Annotated in this window: 19 protein-coding genes; 6 read left to right on the forward strand and 13 right to left on the reverse strand. The window is 41.8% G+C overall.

The window, feature by feature from the left end; genetic code table 11:
• Positions 1-18 precede the first annotated feature (18 nt).
• The 12 genes from hisD to M3P07_RS06020 form a co-directional block, all read right to left on the reverse strand.
• Positions 19-1,302 (reverse strand): histidinol dehydrogenase, encoded by a 1,284-nt coding sequence (gene hisD, locus M3P07_RS05965; protein ID WP_249968982.1) that lies wholly within the window; start codon positions 1,300-1,302, stop codon positions 19-21.
• Positions 1,302-2,159 (reverse strand): ATP phosphoribosyltransferase, encoded by an 858-nt coding sequence (gene hisG, locus M3P07_RS05970; RefSeq protein ID WP_249968983.1) that lies wholly within the window; start codon positions 2,157-2,159, stop codon positions 1,302-1,304. The genes hisD and hisG overlap by 1 nt, the downstream gene beginning before the upstream one ends.
• Positions 2,160-2,358: 199 nt before the next feature.
• Entirely contained in the window at positions 2,359-3,174 is an 816-nt protein-coding gene (locus tag M3P07_RS05975; protein ID WP_249968984.1) for a prohibitin family protein, read from the reverse strand.
• A gap of 12 nt (positions 3,175-3,186) precedes the next feature.
• A complete protein-coding gene (locus M3P07_RS05980) occupies positions 3,187-5,220 on the reverse strand; it encodes a VWA domain-containing protein (protein WP_249968985.1) in 2,034 nt (677 codons plus the stop codon).
• A 5-nt stretch (positions 5,221-5,225) separates the two neighbouring features.
• Positions 5,226-5,972 carry a 3-oxoacyl-[acyl-carrier-protein] reductase gene (fabG, locus tag M3P07_RS05985; RefSeq protein WP_249968986.1) on the reverse strand — a complete coding sequence of 249 codons (747 nt, stop codon included), beginning with the start codon at positions 5,970-5,972 and terminating at the stop codon, positions 5,226-5,228.
• A gap of 112 nt (positions 5,973-6,084) precedes the next feature.
• A complete protein-coding gene (sucD, locus tag M3P07_RS05990; protein ID WP_249968987.1) occupies positions 6,085-6,957 on the reverse strand; it encodes a succinate--CoA ligase subunit alpha in 873 nt (290 codons plus the stop codon).
• 61 nt (positions 6,958-7,018) lie between these two features.
• Positions 7,019-7,957 carry a UDP-3-O-(3-hydroxymyristoyl)glucosamine N-acyltransferase gene (locus M3P07_RS05995; RefSeq protein WP_249968988.1) on the reverse strand — a complete coding sequence of 313 codons (939 nt, stop codon included), beginning with the start codon at positions 7,955-7,957 and terminating at the stop codon, positions 7,019-7,021.
• A gap of 6 nt (positions 7,958-7,963) precedes the next feature.
• Entirely contained in the window at positions 7,964-8,530 is a 567-nt protein-coding gene (gene efp, locus M3P07_RS06000) for an elongation factor P (RefSeq protein WP_249968989.1), read from the reverse strand.
• Between the two features lie 4 nt (positions 8,531-8,534).
• Positions 8,535-9,320 (reverse strand): acyl-ACP--UDP-N-acetylglucosamine O-acyltransferase, encoded by a 786-nt coding sequence (lpxA, locus tag M3P07_RS06005; RefSeq protein ID WP_249968990.1) that lies wholly within the window; start codon positions 9,318-9,320, stop codon positions 8,535-8,537.
• Position 9,321: 1 nt separating this feature from the next.
• Positions 9,322-10,728, reverse strand: a complete 1,407-nt coding sequence (locus tag M3P07_RS06010; protein ID WP_249968991.1) for a bifunctional UDP-3-O-[3-hydroxymyristoyl] N-acetylglucosamine deacetylase/3-hydroxyacyl-ACP dehydratase — start codon at positions 10,726-10,728, stop codon at positions 9,322-9,324.
• The gene (lpxD, locus tag M3P07_RS06015; protein ID WP_249968992.1) at positions 10,715-11,746 is read right to left on the reverse strand and encodes a UDP-3-O-(3-hydroxymyristoyl)glucosamine N-acyltransferase; all 1,032 of its coding nucleotides are present in this window, start codon (positions 11,744-11,746) and stop codon (positions 10,715-10,717) included. Before lpxD ends, M3P07_RS06010 begins: the two co-directional genes overlap by 14 nt.
• 23 nt (positions 11,747-11,769) lie before the next feature.
• Complete coding sequence (locus tag M3P07_RS06020) at positions 11,770-12,996, reverse strand: HD domain-containing protein (RefSeq protein WP_249968993.1); 1,227 nt, start codon at positions 12,994-12,996, stop codon at positions 11,770-11,772.
• A 36-nt stretch (positions 12,997-13,032) separates the two neighbouring features.
• Here M3P07_RS06020 and porX point away from each other — a divergent pair, with 36 nt between their 5' ends.
• From porX to M3P07_RS06050, 6 genes are all read left to right on the forward strand, one after another.
• Positions 13,033-14,577: a T9SS response regulator signal transducer PorX gene (gene porX / locus M3P07_RS06025; protein ID WP_249968994.1), complete on the forward strand. Its 1,545-nt coding sequence runs from the start codon at positions 13,033-13,035 to the stop codon at positions 14,575-14,577.
• A gap of 6 nt (positions 14,578-14,583) precedes the next feature.
• Complete coding sequence (tsaE, locus tag M3P07_RS06030; protein ID WP_249968995.1) at positions 14,584-15,000, forward strand: tRNA (adenosine(37)-N6)-threonylcarbamoyltransferase complex ATPase subunit type 1 TsaE; 417 nt, start codon at positions 14,584-14,586, stop codon at positions 14,998-15,000.
• A gap of 174 nt (positions 15,001-15,174) precedes the next feature.
• The gene (locus M3P07_RS17750) at positions 15,175-15,309 is read left to right on the forward strand and encodes a hypothetical protein (protein WP_284042092.1); all 135 of its coding nucleotides are present in this window, start codon (positions 15,175-15,177) and stop codon (positions 15,307-15,309) included.
• An 86-nt stretch (positions 15,310-15,395) separates the two neighbouring features.
• On the forward strand, positions 15,396-15,938 hold the full coding sequence (locus M3P07_RS06035; RefSeq protein ID WP_249968996.1) for a hypothetical protein: 543 nt from the start codon (positions 15,396-15,398) through the stop codon (positions 15,936-15,938).
• A 41-nt stretch (positions 15,939-15,979) separates the two neighbouring features.
• A complete protein-coding gene (locus M3P07_RS06040) occupies positions 15,980-17,179 on the forward strand; it encodes an alanine dehydrogenase (RefSeq protein ID WP_249968997.1) in 1,200 nt (399 codons plus the stop codon).
• A 404-nt stretch (positions 17,180-17,583) separates the two neighbouring features.
• Positions 17,584-19,266 carry a helix-turn-helix domain-containing protein gene (locus M3P07_RS06050; RefSeq protein WP_249968999.1) on the forward strand — a complete coding sequence of 561 codons (1,683 nt, stop codon included), beginning with the start codon at positions 17,584-17,586 and terminating at the stop codon, positions 19,264-19,266.
• 14 nt (positions 19,267-19,280) lie between these two features.
• Here M3P07_RS06050 and M3P07_RS06055 read toward each other — a convergent pair whose 3' ends face one another.
• On the reverse strand, positions 19,281-19,928 hold the full coding sequence (locus M3P07_RS06055) for a glutaredoxin family protein (protein ID WP_249969000.1): 648 nt from the start codon (positions 19,926-19,928) through the stop codon (positions 19,281-19,283).
• Positions 19,929-19,932 lie beyond the last annotated feature (4 nt).

Genomic DNA, 19,932 nt, shown 5'->3' on the forward strand with positions numbered 1-19,932 from the left:
CGCTTGACCTAACAGGGGTTATTTTAGTTTATTCAGTCGGAGGGTTGCAGCATTTTTATGGGCCTGTAAACCTTCAGCTTCGGCCATAAGTTCAATTGCGCCTCCAATTTCTGCCATTCCTTCCTCAGTGATTTTTTGAAACGTCATGCTCTTCATAAAACTATCCAAATTTACCCCACTGTACTGTTTGGCGTAACCGTTGGTAGGTAGGGTGTGGTTGGTTCCAGAGGCATAATCCCCTGCGCTTTCAGGAGTGTAGTTACCAACAAACACAGAACCTGCATTGCTTATATTGTCAATGTAAAACTCCTCATTTTTGCTGCAAATGATGAAGTGCTCCGGCCCATATTCATTGATCAAATCCATGGCTTCTTGATCATCCTTCAACAAAATAAGTTTACTGTTTGCAATAGATTTTTCGGCAATGGTCCTTCGCGGCAATTTTTGGATTTGTGCATTCAATTCCAAAACTACTTCCTCAAGCAGTTCCCCAGAGGTGGATACCAAAATAACCTGGCTATCCGTTCCATGTTCCGCTTGACTGAGTAAATCTGAGGCCACAAAACTAGCATCTGCAGTAGTATCCGCCACCACCAAAAGTTCGCTTGGTCCTGCGGGCATATCTATAGCGACACCATATTTGGTGGCAAGCTGTTTGGCCACCGTCACGTATTGATTGCCAGGACCAAAAATCTTATACACCTGAGGTATGGATTCGGTACCAAAAGTCATTCCAGCAATGGCCTGGATACCCCCAACTTTGAAAATCTGGGTTACCCCACAAAGTTTGGCTGCATAAAGAATTGTTGCGTTTACCCTTCCCTCTCTATCTGGTGGAGTACACAAAACTATCTCTTCGCACCCCGCTAGTTTGGCCGGAACGGCCAACATTAAAATGGTAGAAAACAAGGGCGCCGTTCCTCCTGGGATGTAAAGTCCGACTTTTTGGATAGGGCGTTTTTCCTGCCAACATTGCACACCAGGCATGGTTTCCAAAACCACTTTATCCGTTTTTTGAGCCCCATGAAACTTGGCTATATTGTCCTTGGCCAAGGTAATGGCCGACTTTAAATCTTCTGGAACTTGTTTAATGGCCTCATCAAATTCTTCCGGTTGGACCACCAAGGATTTTAAGGTTACCTGGTCAAATCTTTTGGTAAATTCCTTTACGGCGGCATCTCCAGCGATTTTGACTTCCTCAAAAATTCCGGTCACTGTTCCTTCAATATCAGCTACAGGAGAGGTTGGCCGTTTTAGTAGTTCCTCCCAAGTTTCCCTATTTGGATAATCGAACCGCTGCATTAGATGACCATTTTTTCAATAGGACAAACCAAAATTCCCTCTGCTCCTGCTCCCTTAAGTTCATCTATTACCTCCCAAAAGGTATCCCGATTGATAACCGTGTGCACAGAGCTCCATCCTTCTTGTGCCAAGGGCAACACCGTGGGGCTTCGCATACCAGGTAGGATTGCAATAATTTCATCCAACTTGTCATTTGGAGCATTCAATAGCACATATTTGTTCTGCCTTGCCTGAAGAACGGATTTGATGCGGAACTGAAGTCTTTCCAATATCTTTCTGCCCTCTTCGGAAATCTTTGGGGATACGGCCAATACCGCCTCACTCTTCAGAATTATTTCCACTTCCTTGAGGTTATTTTTAAACAGGGTACTACCACTAGAAACAATGTCACAAATACCATCTGCTAAACCAATGTTCGGTGCAATTTCCACAGAACCATTGATAATATGCAGGTCGGCGGTGACACCTTTTGATGCCAAATAATCCTTTACCGTATTGGGATAAGAGGTGGCTATCCGTTTCCCTTCAAAATCCTTAATCGAATTGTATTCGAAACGTTTGGGAACCGCTAAAGACACCCGGCATTTAGAGAAATTCAGCTTTTCCACCACTGAAATGTCCTTTCCTTTTTCAACCAAAACATTTTCACCGATTATAGCAATATCCACTACACCATCCCTCAAATATTGGGGAATGTCACCGTTGCGTAGGTAGAACACCTCTAGCGGAAAATTTCGCGCTGTCGCTTTTAATTGGTCTTTCCCATTATCTATGGAAATACCGCAGTCCTTCAAGATTTTAAGGGAATCGTCGTTTAGCCTCCCACTTTTTTGTACTGCAATTCGAATCTTTGTCATTTTTCTATGGTTTTGTCCGGAAACCAAACAGGCTTAAAAACAAAACCCGTTTGATTTCTCAAACGGGTTAGAATATATTTTACAAACAACAATACATCTCTATCTCGCTTGAGGGCAAGTATAAAAATGATGATGTGTGTTTCTGTTTCTCATTACGGATTCAAAAGTAGTATATATTTTTTTATCAAAAAAGGGCGATTTAGTTATTTCCCAAAATCAAAGGTAATCCATCCCCGCTTGAGCCCACGACCACAATTTTTGAATTTGGAGATTCCGAAAGCTTTAAAGTAGCCTCGATTCCTTTATCCTGTAAAATCTTATCCGTTAAGGATGCGCTCAAAATTTTATTGGCATCTGCCTTACCCTGTGCTTCGATACGTTGGCGCTGCGCCTCTTTTTGTGCAGTTACAAGTCTAAACTCATATTCCAAAGACTCTTGTTCCTGCTTTAATTTTCTCTCAATGGCTTCTTTTATAGTTGGTGGGAGCGTTACATCCCTAACCAATACCTCGTCCAATGAGATATACTGCTTACCAACAATTTTTTCGGTTTCTTCAAAAATTTCTTGCTGAATGGCATCCCGTTTACTGGAATACAATTGCTCGGGGGTATATCTCCCCACAACACTACGTGCTGCCGACCTAATGGTAGGAAGAATAATACGTTGTAAATAATTTTCGCCAATTTCTTGATGTAGTTTTCCCAAATCATTATAGTTGGGTTGATACCAGGCCGAAGCATCCAATTGAATATCAAGTCCGTTCGAGGAGAGTACTTTCATCTTCTCGAAAATCTCCTGTCTTCGCACTTCGTAAACGTAGACTTTATTCCATGGGGCGACCAAATGAAATCCCTCACCCAATGGTTTTTTATCAGTAACAACCCCACCGCCAAAACGCTTCCAAAGCACGCCGGCCTCACCTGCACTAATGTTGACTGCAGAATTCGAAACGATAAAAATCAAAATAATAAAGGCAACAACTGTAGGTAGTGCAATTTTTGGTAATCTTTCCATGTGAAGTATTGTTTAAATTAATCCGTTGTATTTTCTAATGAACCATTCCATTGATAGTGCCAAGGCTATTATACCCAACAGCACCTTAAAATCTATTAAAGATACGACATTTTGCCTGCTTTTTTGGACGGGAGCGTAGCGTTGTGAATTACTAAGTTCGCTTATTAATGCATCCATTTGGTCAGGGAAATATAGGTTTCCGTTGTTGTTCTCGGCCAATTGGCTAAGTTGAGCAAAATTTGAGGAAAGCACCTGATTTTCGGGATTAAAATCAAGAATCTTAAAACTCCCGGACTTTTTCACATTATCGTCCAGGACGGTAACCGTAAATGTATATTCACCCGCTTGTAAATCGCTTAGGTCAACTTCGTAAAATGAGCCTTTAAAGACCAATGGAGCTTCCCGAGTAAATCCATTTTCCGTGCCTGTAATCTCAATTCGAAGACTGGCATTGGAATCAAACCCATAACTCTCGTCGTAATAGGAGGCCCGAATCCTAGCAAGACTGCTACCGTCAAAAACAATATCATAATCGAGCTCCAGGCGGCTTCTACGATCGCTATTGGACAAATAAACCATGAGCTTGCCCACAAAATTGTCAAAATCAGAAAAATTTTGGCTGTTCCGGAAATTTTGGGCCCTCCATCTCCAGATGTTTTCGCCAAACAGCACGGCTTCCCTTCTATTTCCTTCAGTTAACAATGCAAACAAAGGAGTTTCAAGGTCAACTCCTCGAATCCGCTGGAACATAATGGTTTCCGTTTCCTTCTTAAAATCAATATCCCCCAATTGTCCCTGGAGGGGCGGAAAACCATCCACCGAAAATTCCCCTAGCCCAAAAACTCCAAACCCTTTGTTCAAAACAGGCAGGAGTTCCTCTCTTTGATTCAGTCGCTCTTTAAAAAAACTATTTTGAACCTGATTGACAAAGAGCCAGTCTGTCTGGGTCCCCGCGATGGTAAACTTGTTCCCTCCAACGCGTTCGATATAATCGTATACATTTTTAAATCGTCTATTGGGCTGATACAAAATAAACAGGCCCACATCCTGAAACTCCTCCTCGGCATCCTCGGGTTTCAATAAAACAACGGTTCGTTGCTCGTTGGTTTCTATGGATTTTTTAAGCGCCCCAATATCCGGGTGCATAAGACTTGCCACAATCGCAATTTTTGTCTTTTCATCTATGACCTCTATGGCAGTTTCTCTAGTGTTGTTGGAGGTGTTTCGTTCATTTTCCAAGGCCTGGGCTCTAATTTGCAAGGATTTGACACCAACGCTTTGTGCCTCGATAAGGGCATTGATTGTCTGACTATTTTTTGCGGCATTGAATCTTACGGATTCCCTATGCACTGTTTTCCCGTCCATCACCACGGAAACCTGACGGGACACTTCCCGGTCTCCTGTATAAACGAGCTGTGCCTCGACCGGAAATTTATTATTGAGAAAGGCATACTTGTTCGTGTTTACCCTGCTAACCAATATATCTTCATAATGTGTTGTATCGCCAACCACAAAGGGATGCACAATGGCATTCCCATTGAGATTCAGATGCGCATAATCCCTTCCCAATGTCTGGTTGCCATCCGTAAGCAATACAATTGTTTTGTGGGATTTTCCAAAAACCTCTCCTATACCGGTTAGGGCTTTGGAAATATTGGTGTTCCTATCGTTGAACGAAATTGAATCCAGTAAGCTTAATTGCTCCGCGAACCCATATTTCTGGATATCGAAACGATCTTCCATATCCGGATTTGAAACCAATAGGGCCAACAATTCGGATATTTCCGTTGAATCCACACTTTGCGCCATGGAGGAGGACTCATCCACAAGTACCACAAGATTGGATTTTTCAACAAAGTAATCCTGTTTAACAAATTGGGGATTAATTAAAAGTAGAAGCGCTCCAAATACGGCCAAAAACCGCAATGCAGCCAAAATTATCTTTTGGGAACCTTTTCTTGGGTTTTTATGGAAGTACTGAAAAAATACAACGGTAAGAGCGACAATGGCCGCCAATATAATAAGTAGTACCGTTTGTATTTCCATTCAGCTTAGGTTAGCATGCCGCCGTCCACATTCAGCACTTGGCCCGTTACATAAGCGGAAAGGTCTGAAGCCAAAAACAAACAGGCATTGGCCACATCTTCAGGGCTTCCGCCGCGTTTTAAAGGAATAGCATCCCTCCAACCCTGCACTGTTTTTTCATCCAGTTTATCTGTCATTTCGGTCTCGATAAACCCAGGTGCAATGGCATTACAGCGAATATTTCTAGAGCCAAGCTCCAAGGCCACCGATTTGGTGAAGCCTATCATACCAGCTTTGGAAGCAGCATAGTTGGCCTGACCGGCGTTACCTTTTACTCCCACCACACTACTCATATTAATTATGGATCCTTTACGCTGCTTCAACATGGTGCGTTGCACGGCTTTGGTCATGTTAAAAACGGATTTCAAATTGATTTCTATCACTTTGTCGAAATCATCCTCGCCCATTCGCATCAAAAGATTGTCCTTGGTGATTCCAGCATTGTTAATCAACACGTCGATGCCACCAAAATCTTCCAAAACTTGTGCAACAAGTTCTTCGGACTCGGCAAAACTACCGGCATTGCTTTTATAGGCCTTGGCCTTAACCCCCATTCCGGAAAGTTCCTTTTCCAATTCCAATGCGGGAGCCTCACTGGAGCTATAGGTGAACGCCACATTGGCGCCTGCATTTCCGAATACTTCTGCGATACCTTTACCAATTCCCCTGCTCGCTCCGGTAATGATCACATTTTTGCCTTCCAATAGTTTCATAATATTCCAAGTTAGTTTTGAACGGTTGATATTCAAATATAGTTGTTGTTTTAGGTTTTAGCGAAAAAAAATCCCGTTAGAAACGGGATTTACAATAGTTTTAACGGTTGTGTTACCCAACTACTTCCTTGACTTTTACCCCAATCTCAGCGGGGGAGTCAACAACATGGATTCCACATTCGCGCATGATGCGTTTTTTGGCCTGGGCGGTATCATCACTTCCACCAACAATGGCTCCTGCGTGCCCCATGGTTCTACCTGCCGGGGCGGTTTCGCCAGCAATGAAACCTACAATGGGCTTGGTGCTTCCACTTTCCTTGTACCACTTGGCGGCATCAGCTTCAAGTTGGCCTCCAATTTCACCAATCATGACCACACAATCCGTTTCAGGGTCGTTGATCAAAAGCTCTACAGCCTGTTTTGTGGTTGTTCCGATAATAGGGTCACCTCCAATACCAATAGCAGTGGTAATACCCAAACCTTGTCGGACTACCTGGTCGGCTGCTTCGTAGGTCAACGTACCCGACTTGGAAACAATACCAATATTTCCTTTTTTGAAAACAAATCCAGGCATGATTCCCACTTTTGCTTCTTCAGGGGTGATTACTCCTGGGCAGTTTGGACCTACCAAGGTACAATCCAAATCCTTGATGTAATCGTTGGCCTTTACCATATCGGCAACGGGAATACCTTCTGTGATTGTAATAATAACTTTGATTCCAGCACTGGCAGCTTCCATGATGGCGTCCGCAGCAAAGGCTGGGGGTACAAATATGATAGTGGTGTCCGCACCTACCTTATTGACCGCTTCCTCCACGGTATTGAAAACAGGTTTGCCCAAATGCTCTTGGCCACCTTTTCCTGGGGTAACCCCACCAACAACATTGGTTCCATACTCGATCATTTGACCTGCATGGAAAGTTCCTTCACTTCCGGTAAACCCTTGGACGATAATTTTTGAATCTTTATTTACTAGGACACTCATATTTTCTATTTGTTAGCCTCGACAAAAGTATGTCATTGGCTCTAAAAGTTAAAGTATTTTATCAGCTATTTCCGGTTATCTTTTTTAGCATGGCCGGAAGGTTTTTTATGGTGTTGATTTCCCTCATTTTGGTACGGGCTTCTTCAGCTGGGCTACCAAAATAAGCCTTGCCTCCTTCCAAACTCTTAGCCACCCCGGATTGGGCGTAAACCACTGCGCCCTTTCCAATGGTAATGGCGCTTATAACACCTACCTGACCCCACAATATAACTTCATCCTCGAGAACAACACAACCTGCAATACCGGTATGGGATGCAATTTGACATCTTCTTCCGATTACCGTATCATGACCTATTTGAATCTGGTTGTCCAATTTGGTCCATTCCTTAATTGTGGTATCCCCGGTCACTCCCCTATCAATGGTACAGGATGCGCCAATATCCACATGATCTTCGACAACCACCCTTCCACTGGAGAGTAGGCGTTCAAAGCCAACCTCCCTTTTCTTATAGTAAAAAGCATCCGACCCCAATACGGTTCCACTATGTATAGCAACATTATCTCCGATGATACAATTGTCATAAATGGAAACGTTGGCATGAATTAGGCAGTTTTTGCCGATTACCACATTGTTTCCAATAAACACATTGGGTTGGATTACCGTACCCTCTCCTATCTGGGCAGATTCGGCTATTGCAGCACTGGAACTTTTAAAAGGGGCAAAATGGTGGGTCAGCTTATTGAAATCACTGAAGGGGTTATCCGAAATCAATAGGGCCTTGCCCTCAGGACACTCGACCACTTTGTTGATCAGCACAACTGATGCTTTGGATTCCAAGGCCTTATCGTAGTATTTGGGATGGTCCACAAAAACGATATCCCCTTTTTCCACCACATGAATCTCGTTCATGCCCAGCACCGGGAAGTCCTCACTCCCAACAAATTTGGAATCAATTATCCCCGATATCTCTTTTAGGCTATAAGGTCTAGGAAATTTCATTCCGGCTTATTCTTTTACCCGCTCCTGGTAATTGCCCTTTTCGGTATCCACCTTAATTTTGTCCCCTTCGTTAATGAACAAAGGAACATTAATGCGGGCACCTGTTTCCACAGTGGCCGGTTTAGTGGCATTGGTCGCTGTATTTCCCTTTACCCCAGGTTCTGTATGCGTTACTTCCAAAATCACGCTCGCCGGCATCTCAACGGACAATGGCATACTGTCTTCCGTGTTGAAAAGGATGGTCACAACCTCTCCCTCTTTCAACAGATCAGGGGCATCCAAAGAATTCTTCTCCAAGGAAATTTGATTGTAGTCGTCCGTATTCATAAAGTGATAGGTATCACCTTCTGCATATAGATATTGGTACGAACGGGTTTCCACCCTCACATCTTCAATTTTATGTCCTGCAGAAAAAGTATTGTCAATGACTTTTCCGGTGGTGACACTTTTGAGTTTGGTTCGTACAAAAGCTGGTCCCTTACCCGGCTTCACATGAAGAAATTCAACAATCTTGTAGATGTCGTGGTTGTATTTAATGCACAGTCCTTTTCGTATATCGGATGTATTTGCCATAATCTTAATTTGAACTAAAGTATCCTTTCATGATTCCACGTTGGGAATCTCTTATAAATTGAAGAATTTCGTCTCTTTCAGGAGTTGCCACCATCTCGGCCTCTATAATGGAAGCTGCCTGGGTATTGTTATAGTTTTGTTGATATAGAATCCTATAGACATTTTGGATTTCCCTTATCTTTTCTGATGTAAATCCTCTTCTACGCAATCCAATGGAATTTATTCCCACATAGGAAAGAGGCTCTCGTGCTGCCTTTACATAAGGGGGAACATCTTTTCTTACCAAGGAACCACCAGTAACAAAAGCGTGGTTACCTATGGATACGAATTGGTGCACCGCGACCATTCCCGCCAAAACCACGTTGGTTCCTATGGTCACATGACCCGCCAAAGTGGAATCGTTGCTAAAAATACAGTTGTCACCAATAAAGCAATCATGGGCAATATGACAATACGCCATAATAAGGCAATTTTTTCCAATGACTGTCTTCATTCGGTCTGCGGTACCTTTATTGATTGTTGCACATTCCCTAATGGTTGTATTATCTCCTATGTGAACCGTAGTTTCTTCCCCTTGGTATTTTAAGTCCTGAGGCGTGGCAGAAATAACGGCACCTGGAAAAATATTGCAGTTTTTACCAATCCGTGCACCTTCCATTATGGTTACGTTGGAACCAATCCAAGTCCCCTCGCCAATGGTAACATTATTATGTATAGTGGTGAAGGGTTCAATCACCACATTTTTTGCAATTTTTGCCCCCGGGTGGACGTAAGCTAGCGGTTGATTCATATTATTCTCCCTTTACTTTAGTGATTTGAGCCATGATTTCTGCTTCCGAAACCAACCTTCCGTTGGCGTAAGCCCTACCCACCATCTGGCAAATTCCTCTTCTGATTGGAGACAATAGGTCTAACTTAAAAATAAGCGTGTCCCCGGGCACTACCTGATGTTTATATCGAACGTTGTCGATTTTCAATAGGTAGGTAAGGTAATTTTCTGGGTCGGGAACGGTGCTCAACACCAAAATACCACCAGTTTGTGCCATGGCCTCAATTTGCAAAACTCCTGGCATTACAGGTGCTCCCGGAAAGTGCCCTACAAAAAAGGGCTCGTTCATCGTTACGTTTTTTAACCCAATTACATGTTCTTCGGATAGTTCCAAAATCTTGTCAACCAGCAAAAAAGGTGGTCTATGTGGGAGCATATCCATTATCTGGTTCACATCCTTTACGGGCGGTGCACTCAAATCTACATCAGGAACATAGTTACGGCGCTCCTGTTTTATAATCTTTTGAAGTTTTTTGGCGAACTGTGTGTTTACAAAATGTCCTGGTTTGTTCGCAATAACCTTTCCTCTAATTCGGGTTCCGGCCAACGCCAAATCCCCAACAACATCCAACAGTTTATGTCTTGCTGCCTCGTTTGGGTGGTGCAGGGTTAAATTGTCTAGTATACCATTGGGTTTAACCGAAAGTTTTTCTTTTTTGAATGCCTTTTCCAACTTCTTCATAGTGGAATCGGAAATTTCCTTGTCCACATACACAATGGCATTATTCAAATCTCCGCCCTTGATCAAACCATGCTCCAAAAGCATTTCCAATTCGTGAAGGAAACTAAAGGTACGGGCATCAGCAATTTCTTCTTTAAAATCGCAAATGCGTTGTAAGGTAGCATTTTGGGTGCCCAACACTTTGGTCCCAAAATCCACCATGGTCGTAATTTTGTATTCCTCGGCAGGAATCACCGTAATCTCGCTTCCGGTGGCCTCATCCTTATAGGAAATAACATCTTTTACAACGTATTCCTCTCGATCCTGCTCCTGATCTACAATGCCTGCTTTTTCCAGCGCTTCCACAAAAAACTTGGAAGAACCATCCATGATTGGAGGTTCGGGAGCATCTAGTTCTATAAGAACGTTATCGATGTCCAATCCGACCAAAGCAGCCAAAACGTGCTCGGAAGTTTGGATTTTTACTCCATTCTTTTCCAGATTGGTCCCTCGTTGTGTGTTCACCACATAATTGGCATCTGCCTCAATGATGGGCTCCCCTTCCAGGTCCACACGTTTAAAAGCGAAACCATGGTTTTCCTTCGCTGGAACAAATGTCATCGTAACATTTTCCCCAGTGTGCAACCCTACTCCTTTTAGGGTTACATTGTCTTTTATAGTGCGCTGCTTAACGCTAGTCTTGCTCACCGTCAATCTTTTTTTCTAAGTTGGAAATTTGATTTACCAGTTTGGGTAAATTTTTAAAGTGTACGTAAGATTTATTATAATCGCCATAATTCAAGGCAGGGGACCCTTGAAGGACTTCATCATCTTTTACATTGCGTCCGATTCCGGATTGTGCTTGAATTTTCACCCTATCACCAATGGTAATATGGCCAACAATTCCTACCTGCCCACCAATAAGACAATTTTTGCCAATCTTGGTAGAGCCTGCTACTCCAGTTTGTGCTGCAATAGCGGTATTTTCCCCTATCTCAACATTATGGGCAATTTGGATTTGGTTGTCCAGCTTAACCCCTTTCCTTAATATAGTGGAACCAAGGGTTGCACGATCAATGGTTGTTCCCGCTCCAACATCGACATTTTCCTCCAAAATCACATTACCCGTTTGCGGAACCTTACTGTACTCCCCGTTGGAGTTGGGGGTAAATCCAAATCCGTCAGCACCGATTATTGCACCACTATGGATTACACAATTGTTTCCAATAATGGATTCTGAATATATTTTTGCCCCGGCAAAAACCAGGACATTGTCGCCCATGGTCACATTGTCGCCAATGTAAACATTGGGATATATCTTTACATCCTTGCCAATCTTCACATTGTTGCCCAAGTAGGAAAACGCCCCGAAATAGAAGCCTTCGCCATAGGAAGCTGATTCTGTAATAAAGGAGGGATTCTCAATGCCCACCTTGTTGTTCTTTACTTGATTGTAATATTCCAATAGCTTGGAGAAGGACTTGTAAGCGTCATCTACCTTAATAAGTGTTGTGGATAAATCTTGCTCCGGGATAAAATCCTTATTTACAATAGTGATTGAGGCCTTGGTAGAGTAGATATAGGAGGTGTACTTCGGATTGGCCAAAAAAGTTAAAGAACCCTTTTCCCCTTCTTCAATTTTCGATAGCTTATGTACTGCTATTTGAGGATTTCCCTCAACTTCTCCCTCTAAAATTCCGGCAATTTGGGTAGCTGTAAATTTCATTTCTGCAAAAGTAACAAAATTTGTTAAACAGCCTCCTTTGGGTAGCAGCAGTAATATTTGGTAACCGTCTTTGACAAAGCCTTTAAACTCAACTGGTCAGATTCCTTTAAAACATCCGTCACTTTGCCATTCTTTTTTAAGATGGATATGGCTTGATGGTTTTGGCTATAGGCCCTGTTGGAAATCTCACCTTGGAACACAAAATAGGATGCCTCCCCTTCTGAAATATCCCAATTTTGGGCAGTGCTTTTCAGTTTGGCTTCAATCCGCTCTGTTGGAATGGGCTTATTTTTGATTTTGACATGCAGCAAATTTCGGTTCAGCAGCATGGTGCACAATTCAGAGAGCACCAAATCGTCATGATGTTGCCAAGATTTTATTGCAGATATAATATCCACATCATCCAACTGTGCAAATTTCACCAAAGTCGATTCCTCCAATTGGGAAACTGCTTCCCCTTTAAGGAAATAAAGGAAGTTTGCGCTGGCAGCTAGGGTCACTCCCTCGTTCACCAAGGTTCTGGCCCTTTCCATAATTCGAATCAACATTTGTTCCGCACCAAGCCCAGTTTTATGAAGATAGACTTGCCAATACATAAACCTTCTTGCCATCAGGAATTTTTCAACCGCGTAGATTCCCTTTTCCTCGACCACCAAGTTCCCATCAACAACATGCAACATGGAAATTAGGCGTTCCGAATTAATGTTGCCCTCCGTTACCCCAGAATAGAAACTGTCCCGTTTTAAATAATCCAAGCGGTCCATGTCCAACTGACTTGACACCAACTGGTTTAAAAATAGCTTAGGGTATTCTCCTTTAAAAATAGCTATTGCGGTATCCAACTTGCCTTCAAATTCCCGATTCAGGGCATTCATAAATTCCAATGACAGGCGTTCATGGTTCCAACCAGAGACCACAAATCCCTCTAGGGCATGGGAAAAAGGGCCGTGTCCAATATCGTGGAGCAGGATTGCACATAGCAGTCCTGTCTCCTCCTCCTCACTTATCTCAATATTTTTCCAACGCAAAGTCTGTATGGCCTTGGTCATTAGGTGCATGCTGCCAAGGGCATGATGGAATCTGGTATGATGTGCACCGGGATAAACCAAATAGGACATTCCCATTTGCGAAATGCGTCGTAACCGCTGAAAATACGGGTGTCCGATAAGCTTAAAAATAAGTTCATTGGGAGTTCCAATAAAACCGTAAATTGGATCGTTAAATACTTTGAGCTTATTGGTCTGTGCCAAGGGCTTTGTGTTTAATTCCGCAAAGATAACCACTATATGAACAAGATCACAATTCTGTGGGTCGATGATGAAATCGACCTATTAAAACCCCATATCCTTTTTCTTGAAAACAAAGGCTACAAAGTAGTGACCAGCCAAAGCGGACAGGATGCCCTCGAAGAAATACAAAATGCCTTTTTCGACATTGTATTTCTGGATGAGAACATGCCAGGTATCTCCGGTCTGGAAACCTTAAATGAAATTAAGAAGCACGATGCCTCCATTCCTGTGGTAATGATAACCAAGAGTGAGGAGGAATATATTATGGATGAGGCCATTGGTTCCAAAATAGCGGACTATTTGATCAAACCAGTGAATCCCAACCAAATATTACTGTCCCTTAAGAAGAGTCTGGACAATTCCAGATTGGTATCCGAAAAAACCACGGCCAATTATCAACAGGAATTCCGAAAAATTGCCATGGACCTTTCGATGGTGAACACCTATGAGGAATGGGAAGAGTTGTACAAAAAACTCATTTACTGGGAACTTCAACTCGAGGAAATCGAGGATTCCGGAATGTTTGAAATATTGGAATCCCAAAAGGTGGAAGCCAATGCCCAATTCAGCAAGTTTGTGGACAAGCATTATCAAGACTGGTTCCAGGATAGCGACGGCCCTATTATGTCGCACACATTGTTCCGTAAAAAAATACAGCCGGAATTGGAGGACTCCAAGACCTTGTTGGTGGTTATAGATAATTTGAGATACGACCAATGGTTGGCCTTTGAAGAAACCCTGGCCGTTCATTATAAGAAAAAGCAAGAGAGCTCCTATTATAGTATCCTGCCTACAGCAACACAGTATGCGCGAAATGCAATCTTCTCTGGTTTGATGCCACTGGATATGGAAAAACGCCATCCAGATTGGTGGAAAAACGACACGGACGAAGGGGGTAAAAACTTGTTTGAAGCTGAATTTTTGGGAGCACAGTTACAGCGACTTGGACTGGATATCAAATGGGAATACCATAAAATAAGTAATCTAAGGCAGGGCAAGCAATTGGCTCAAAACTTTAAATCCCAAAAGGACAATGACCTTACCGTGGTGGTCTACAATTTTGTGGATATGCTTTCCCATTCGAAAACCGAAATGGAGGTCATAAAGGAATTGGCCGCAAACGACAAAGCCTACCGTTCGCTTACCTTGAGTTGGTTCAAAAACTCTCCTCTTTTGGAGATTGTACAGAGTGCACAGGCAATGGGTATGAAATTGATCTTAACCACCGATCATGGGACTATCAACGTAAAACAACCGTCCAAGGTTATTGGGGATCGGGAAACCAGCTTAAACCTTCGTTACAAAACCGGGCGAAGTCTTACCTATAATAATAAGGAGGTGCTGGCGACCAAGAATCCACAGAACATCCATCTTCCGAACATCAACCTGAGCAGTTGCTTTATCTTTGCCAAGAACGACATGTTTTTTGCTTACCCAAATAATTACAACCATTACGTAAGCTACTATCGAAACACCTACCAACATGGTGGAGTTTCGTTGGAGGAAATGATCGTACCTTTTGTAGTTTTGGACCCAAAATAATTTTCGTTGAAACGAACATTCCAACTATCAGATATCAATTCGGTAGCACAAAGCCTATTGGAAAACCTTCCGCATAAGGCCCTCTGCTTTTATGGCGAAATGGGAACAGGAAAGACCACCCTTATTCGGGCCATGGTCAAACACCTAGGAGGTATGGACGAGGCCAACAGTCCAACCTTTGGCTTGGTGAACGAATACCACGACCAACAGGATGATCTTTTGGGATACCATTTTGATTTTTATCGCATAGAAAGTGAAGCCGAGGCCCTGGACCTGGGCCTAGAGGATTATCTAAGTTCGGATGCTTGGCTATTTATGGAATGGCCAGAAAAAGTTAGCGCCCTCCTACCTACCAATACTGTATCCATTTACTTACAGTTCATCGATGAAAACACGCGTTCAATCGAGTATAGTGTTGATTGACCTTTAATAGATTTAACTTCTTGCAACATTTCGATAAACCGTATCGATTTCGGTAAAAAGTTCCCTTTTTTGGATAAAGTGCAAATTTTATCGATGAAATGCATTGTGGGTAAGGAAATTTTCCTACATTTGTTATTGAAATGAATTCATTTATTAACCAAAAACTCTTTTACGATGAACACTAAAAGATTATTTTTTGGATTGATGGCTGTTGCCTTTTTAGCGATGACTGCAGTTTCTACTGACGTTATTAAAGTTGATGAGGACCAAACAGTTCAGATTGACAGGGATAAGTTTAAAAAACTGTAAACTGATTCTTTCGTTTTAAAAGCCCTTCATTTGAAGGGTTTTTTTGTTTACAATAATTTTTTCTTTTTTATGTTATTTATATAATCATGAAGGAAAGAAAACATATAAGGTACAAGCTCATTTTTGAGGGCTTGCTAGCTCTTTTTATTGCTGTTAGCCCTGTAATATTTTACTCCTATAAATATATAGCCGATGGCAAGCAAGAATTAGATATCTTATTTATAACCTTTACGGCGAATGGATTTGCGGATGTTGGAACGGCGATTTACTATTATTTAATCAAATTAGTACCCCTACTTCTCTTAGTTATTTGGTTTACTACATCAAAACAGTGGTGGTATCATGCCATATTGATTCCGATTGCCATGTATAGCTTTCAGCTGTTCAGTGTCTTTACTTATGATTCAAAGCCGATTGACGAAAATGAGATATTTTATGTCATTGCCGTAACCATGGTGATAGTGCCCGTTGTTTATTTCATCAGGGTAAAATTGGTGGATAAACATGTACATGGTATCGATCTTGAAGCCATGAACACTGAACTTCAGATTCTGAAAGAAAAAGAAGAACTTCGAAAGGAACGTGAGAAACTGGAACAGCGCCAGCACACCCTTTCAAAAAAAATGTAAATTTGTTTTAGGCCATAGGGCCGCTTTCAGATTTGCATTGTATGGACCAACCCTCCTCACCATTTAGTAAGCAACAACTTTTACCGCAGGAAGAGACCCTTGAAATCCTCAAACAAAAAGGGGAACTGTTCATTGGTATTCCCAAGGAAAACCAATATCAGGAAAAGCGAATATGCTTGACGCCCGATGCCGTTAATGCGATTACCGCCCACGGACATCGTGTGCTTATTGAATCTGGGGCCGGGGAAGGTGCCAATTTTTCCGATACGGACTATACGGATGCCGGGGCCGAGATCAGTCGAGATACTAAAAAGGTATTTTCATGTCCGATCATTCTCAAAGTGGAGCCCCCTACCCTTTCCGAAATAGATTTGATCAATCCCCAGACCATCATCATTTCAGCCTTGCAGATCAAAACACAGTCAAAGGAGTATTTTGAAACCCTGGCCAAGAAAAGATTGACCGCAATTGCTTTTGAGTACATCCGGGATGAGGATGGTAAATATCCGGCTGTTCGTTCGCTTAGCGAAATCGCAGGAATCTCATCCATCCTGATTGCATCTGAATTAATGGCGACAACCAATAAAGGCAATGGATTAATGTTTGGTAACATTAGTGGAGTACCCCCTGTAGAAGTTGTGATCATTGGAGCCGGAACAGTGGGGGAATTTGCAGCGCGCTCGGCCTTGGGCCTAGGTGCCAACATTAAAGTGTTCGATAATTCCATTACCAAACTGAGAAATATACAGACCAACCTGAACCAAACGGTCTATACCTCCACCATTCAGCCAAAGAATCTTTTAAAGGCATTAAAGCGCTGTGATGTGGCCATCGGAGCTGCTCGGGGAAAGGACCGTTCCCCCATTGTGGTCTCCAGTTCCATGGTGGAGAATATGAAAAAGGGAGCTGTGATCATTGATGTGAGTATTGATATGGGCGGCTGTTTCGAAACCTCAGAGGTAACCACCCATGACAAGCCCACAATCGAAAAGTTTGATGTGATCCATTATGGGGTGCCCAACATCCCTTCCCGGTACCCAAGAACCTCTAGCATTTCCATAAGCAATATCTTTACCCCATATTTGCTGAAAATTGGCGAAGACGGTGGGTTGGAACATTCCCTACGGTTTGATAAAGGGTTGCGCAATGGACTTTATATGTACCATGGCATATTGACCAACAAGTCCGTTGGGGATTGGTTTGGGCTTACCTATAACGACATTAATTTTCTGATTTTTTAAGGACGAATGGCATTTTTAAGACGATTGGGATGGTATCTAGTAGGGCTGTCCATAGGTATCATATTTCTTGTTTTCTTTTTAAAAAAGAAATCCGGCGAAACCGGCATCGAATTCTGTTATTTTCCGAATTGCAGGGTATTAAAGGATATGCGTTCCAAACCATTGGTCTTTGGGGATCAACTGCCCGAGCAATTTAAGGATACCCTATTAATAAAATCATTCCTTACGGATGGGGATATTGATTTTGGGCAAAGTGATACAAAGTCTGAGCCTTGTAAAAAATATGCAATTACAAAAGAAATTCGAGATAAATTGTATGTAGGGATTTTTAAAAATTGCCCTAATCAGGTTTTACTCGAGTCCCTTAGTTTAAAGCATCATTAACCCCTGTCAAATTTTGAAATATGCTGAAACTTCCCTGCATTATTTCTTGTCTTCTAACCACTTTTGTAACCATTTATGCACAAGAATCCGCCGAAAAGCCCTTGATGGACCTAGACTATGATGAAATAAAAAATGTTTGGATTGAGGACTTAGATGCTTATAAAGATATTTATTTTGACTATCACATAGCTAAGGCAAAAAAAGAAAATGACACATTACAATGGGCCCATGCGTATCGATATTTGTCCAGAATTTCGGACTTGGAACAAGGAATTAATTATATAGATACCTCGATAGCTATTGCACAAAGCATCCAACTCATAGACCAAGTTGAATTTAGCAAATTTATGGCTCTAGCAATGTATTCCAAGGCCGCCATTTACTATTTAAACTATGTTGATGAGCAAGCCGTGGAAGCCTTTATTGAAAGTTATCGCTGGGCGAAAAAATCGGAAGATATTTACTTTCAGTCTATAGTATTGTCAGAAATCGCCAATGTTAAGGCGGAGTTTGGACAAGAGAACGAAGCCATATTACTATTGCAGCGAAATCTGAAATTTTTGGAACAACATCGGGATAAAATGGAGAGATGGAAAGAAAGTTATCTCCAAAGTATTCACAATATGGCCAGATGCTATGCTTTTGCTAGGGAAACAGATTCGGCCAGAGTATATGTCTCGGAAGCACTAGAATTACTTTCACAACTTGAGGACCAAACTGATTACGAAAGTCTGATTACCCTAGAGGCTCAACTCAACTATTACGATGGCCGTTTTGAGACTTCAAGAGACACCCTGAAAAAGTATGTACGGCTAAGTCATGATGGCTCCAAAGCGGATAAATTATTCTATCTCGCCAAAATTGAAGAAAAAATAGGAAGTCCAATCCTAAAGCGAGAATACTATGAAAAGTATGATAGCATAATGGCGTCTTTAAACTACCCGTTTTTTGACAATGCCAATGAAGTGTATCAGGGCTTACTCCAAGATGCCATTGAAAGAAATGATCAAGCCTCAGAGAAAAAATATTTACAACGACTTATCTATTACGACAGTGTAATGACGCGTATTCGGACCCGGTTGCAGGAGGTAACGTTGAAAGATTTTGATATTCCCATGCAAATGGAAGAAAAATCCCGTTTGACACAAAAGATATTGTCTAAAAACAAATTGATTTATTTGTTCTATGCCCTAAGTGGCATTTTGTTGGTTAGTGGTGCCGTATACTATTTAAAGTATCGTAACACCAAGAAAAAATTAACCCTCGTCATGTCCCAGCCAGTGAAAGTTGAACAGGTTTCTATACAAGATGCTGCCCAAAGGAGTTCGATCGACCCCGAAATTACAAAGCCAATCCTTGACCGTTTGAACACCTGGGAAATCGACCTCGGTTTTTTGGATAGTTCGGTTAGTCAACATAGTCTTGCCAAAATACTAGATACCAACAGTAGTTATTTATCGCAAACCATCAATCATTCCAAGGGTCAAAATTTTGCAAGTTATTTAAAGGATCTGCGAATTACCTACGCCATTAACGACTTAAAAGCAAACCCCAAATTGGCCAAATCCTTGTCCATGATACAGATTGCGGAACACTATGGATTTAATTCCATTCCCGTTTTTGCCAAATCACTAAAGAAAAAAATTGGGGTTACTCCGGGAGCTTTTATCAAGCAGGTGGGTAAAGAAAGCGGTGTTTCCTAAAATATCGACCTAGGTTATTTCCTTCCCGCAATCAACTCCTTAAGATACCATCGGAGATTATCAATGTCATATTCCAATTGATCATCCACCATTATTACAGGATACTGAACACGCTTGACATCAGGTACCTTCTGCCTAATTAGCTCAAACATGACCTTGGAATAATACTCGTTGGAAGATGCATCCAAATAGGCAAAGGGAATTTTCTTTTTTTCCAGCATTTCCTTGGTGTATATGGATCTTGGACATCCTTCTCCATAAAAGACCACCAGAGTACTTTCATCGGCATTCAAGGTACTAAGCAATTCTTGTTTGATACGTTTTTTTTGCCTTGTCAGCTCTTTCTCCGTGGGAGATGATTTGTATGTATAGTTTGTCTGATAAGACCAAGGTTTATCTTTTGGAATGGAAAGTACGATCATTTGCTCAGAACCTTTGGCGGGAATCAATTTGGTAATAGGGCCATCATAACCAATCAAGTTTTTCTGGGTTATGTTGAGTATAATCTGAGTTCTTAATTCTGAACTGTTATGGCCGATAAAAATCAAACTGCTATCCGTCTGCTGTGTAATTAGTTTTACCTCTTCACTTTGGGAATGCAATGGTAGTATTGACAAAACCAAGAATAAAAAAGAATAGAAAATAAGTTTCTCTTGATTCATCTAT

Origin of the sequence: Flagellimonas myxillae (assembly GCF_023502235.1) — a bacterium.
Taxonomy (GTDB): Bacteria; Bacteroidota; Bacteroidia; order Flavobacteriales; family Flavobacteriaceae; genus Flagellimonas; species Flagellimonas myxillae.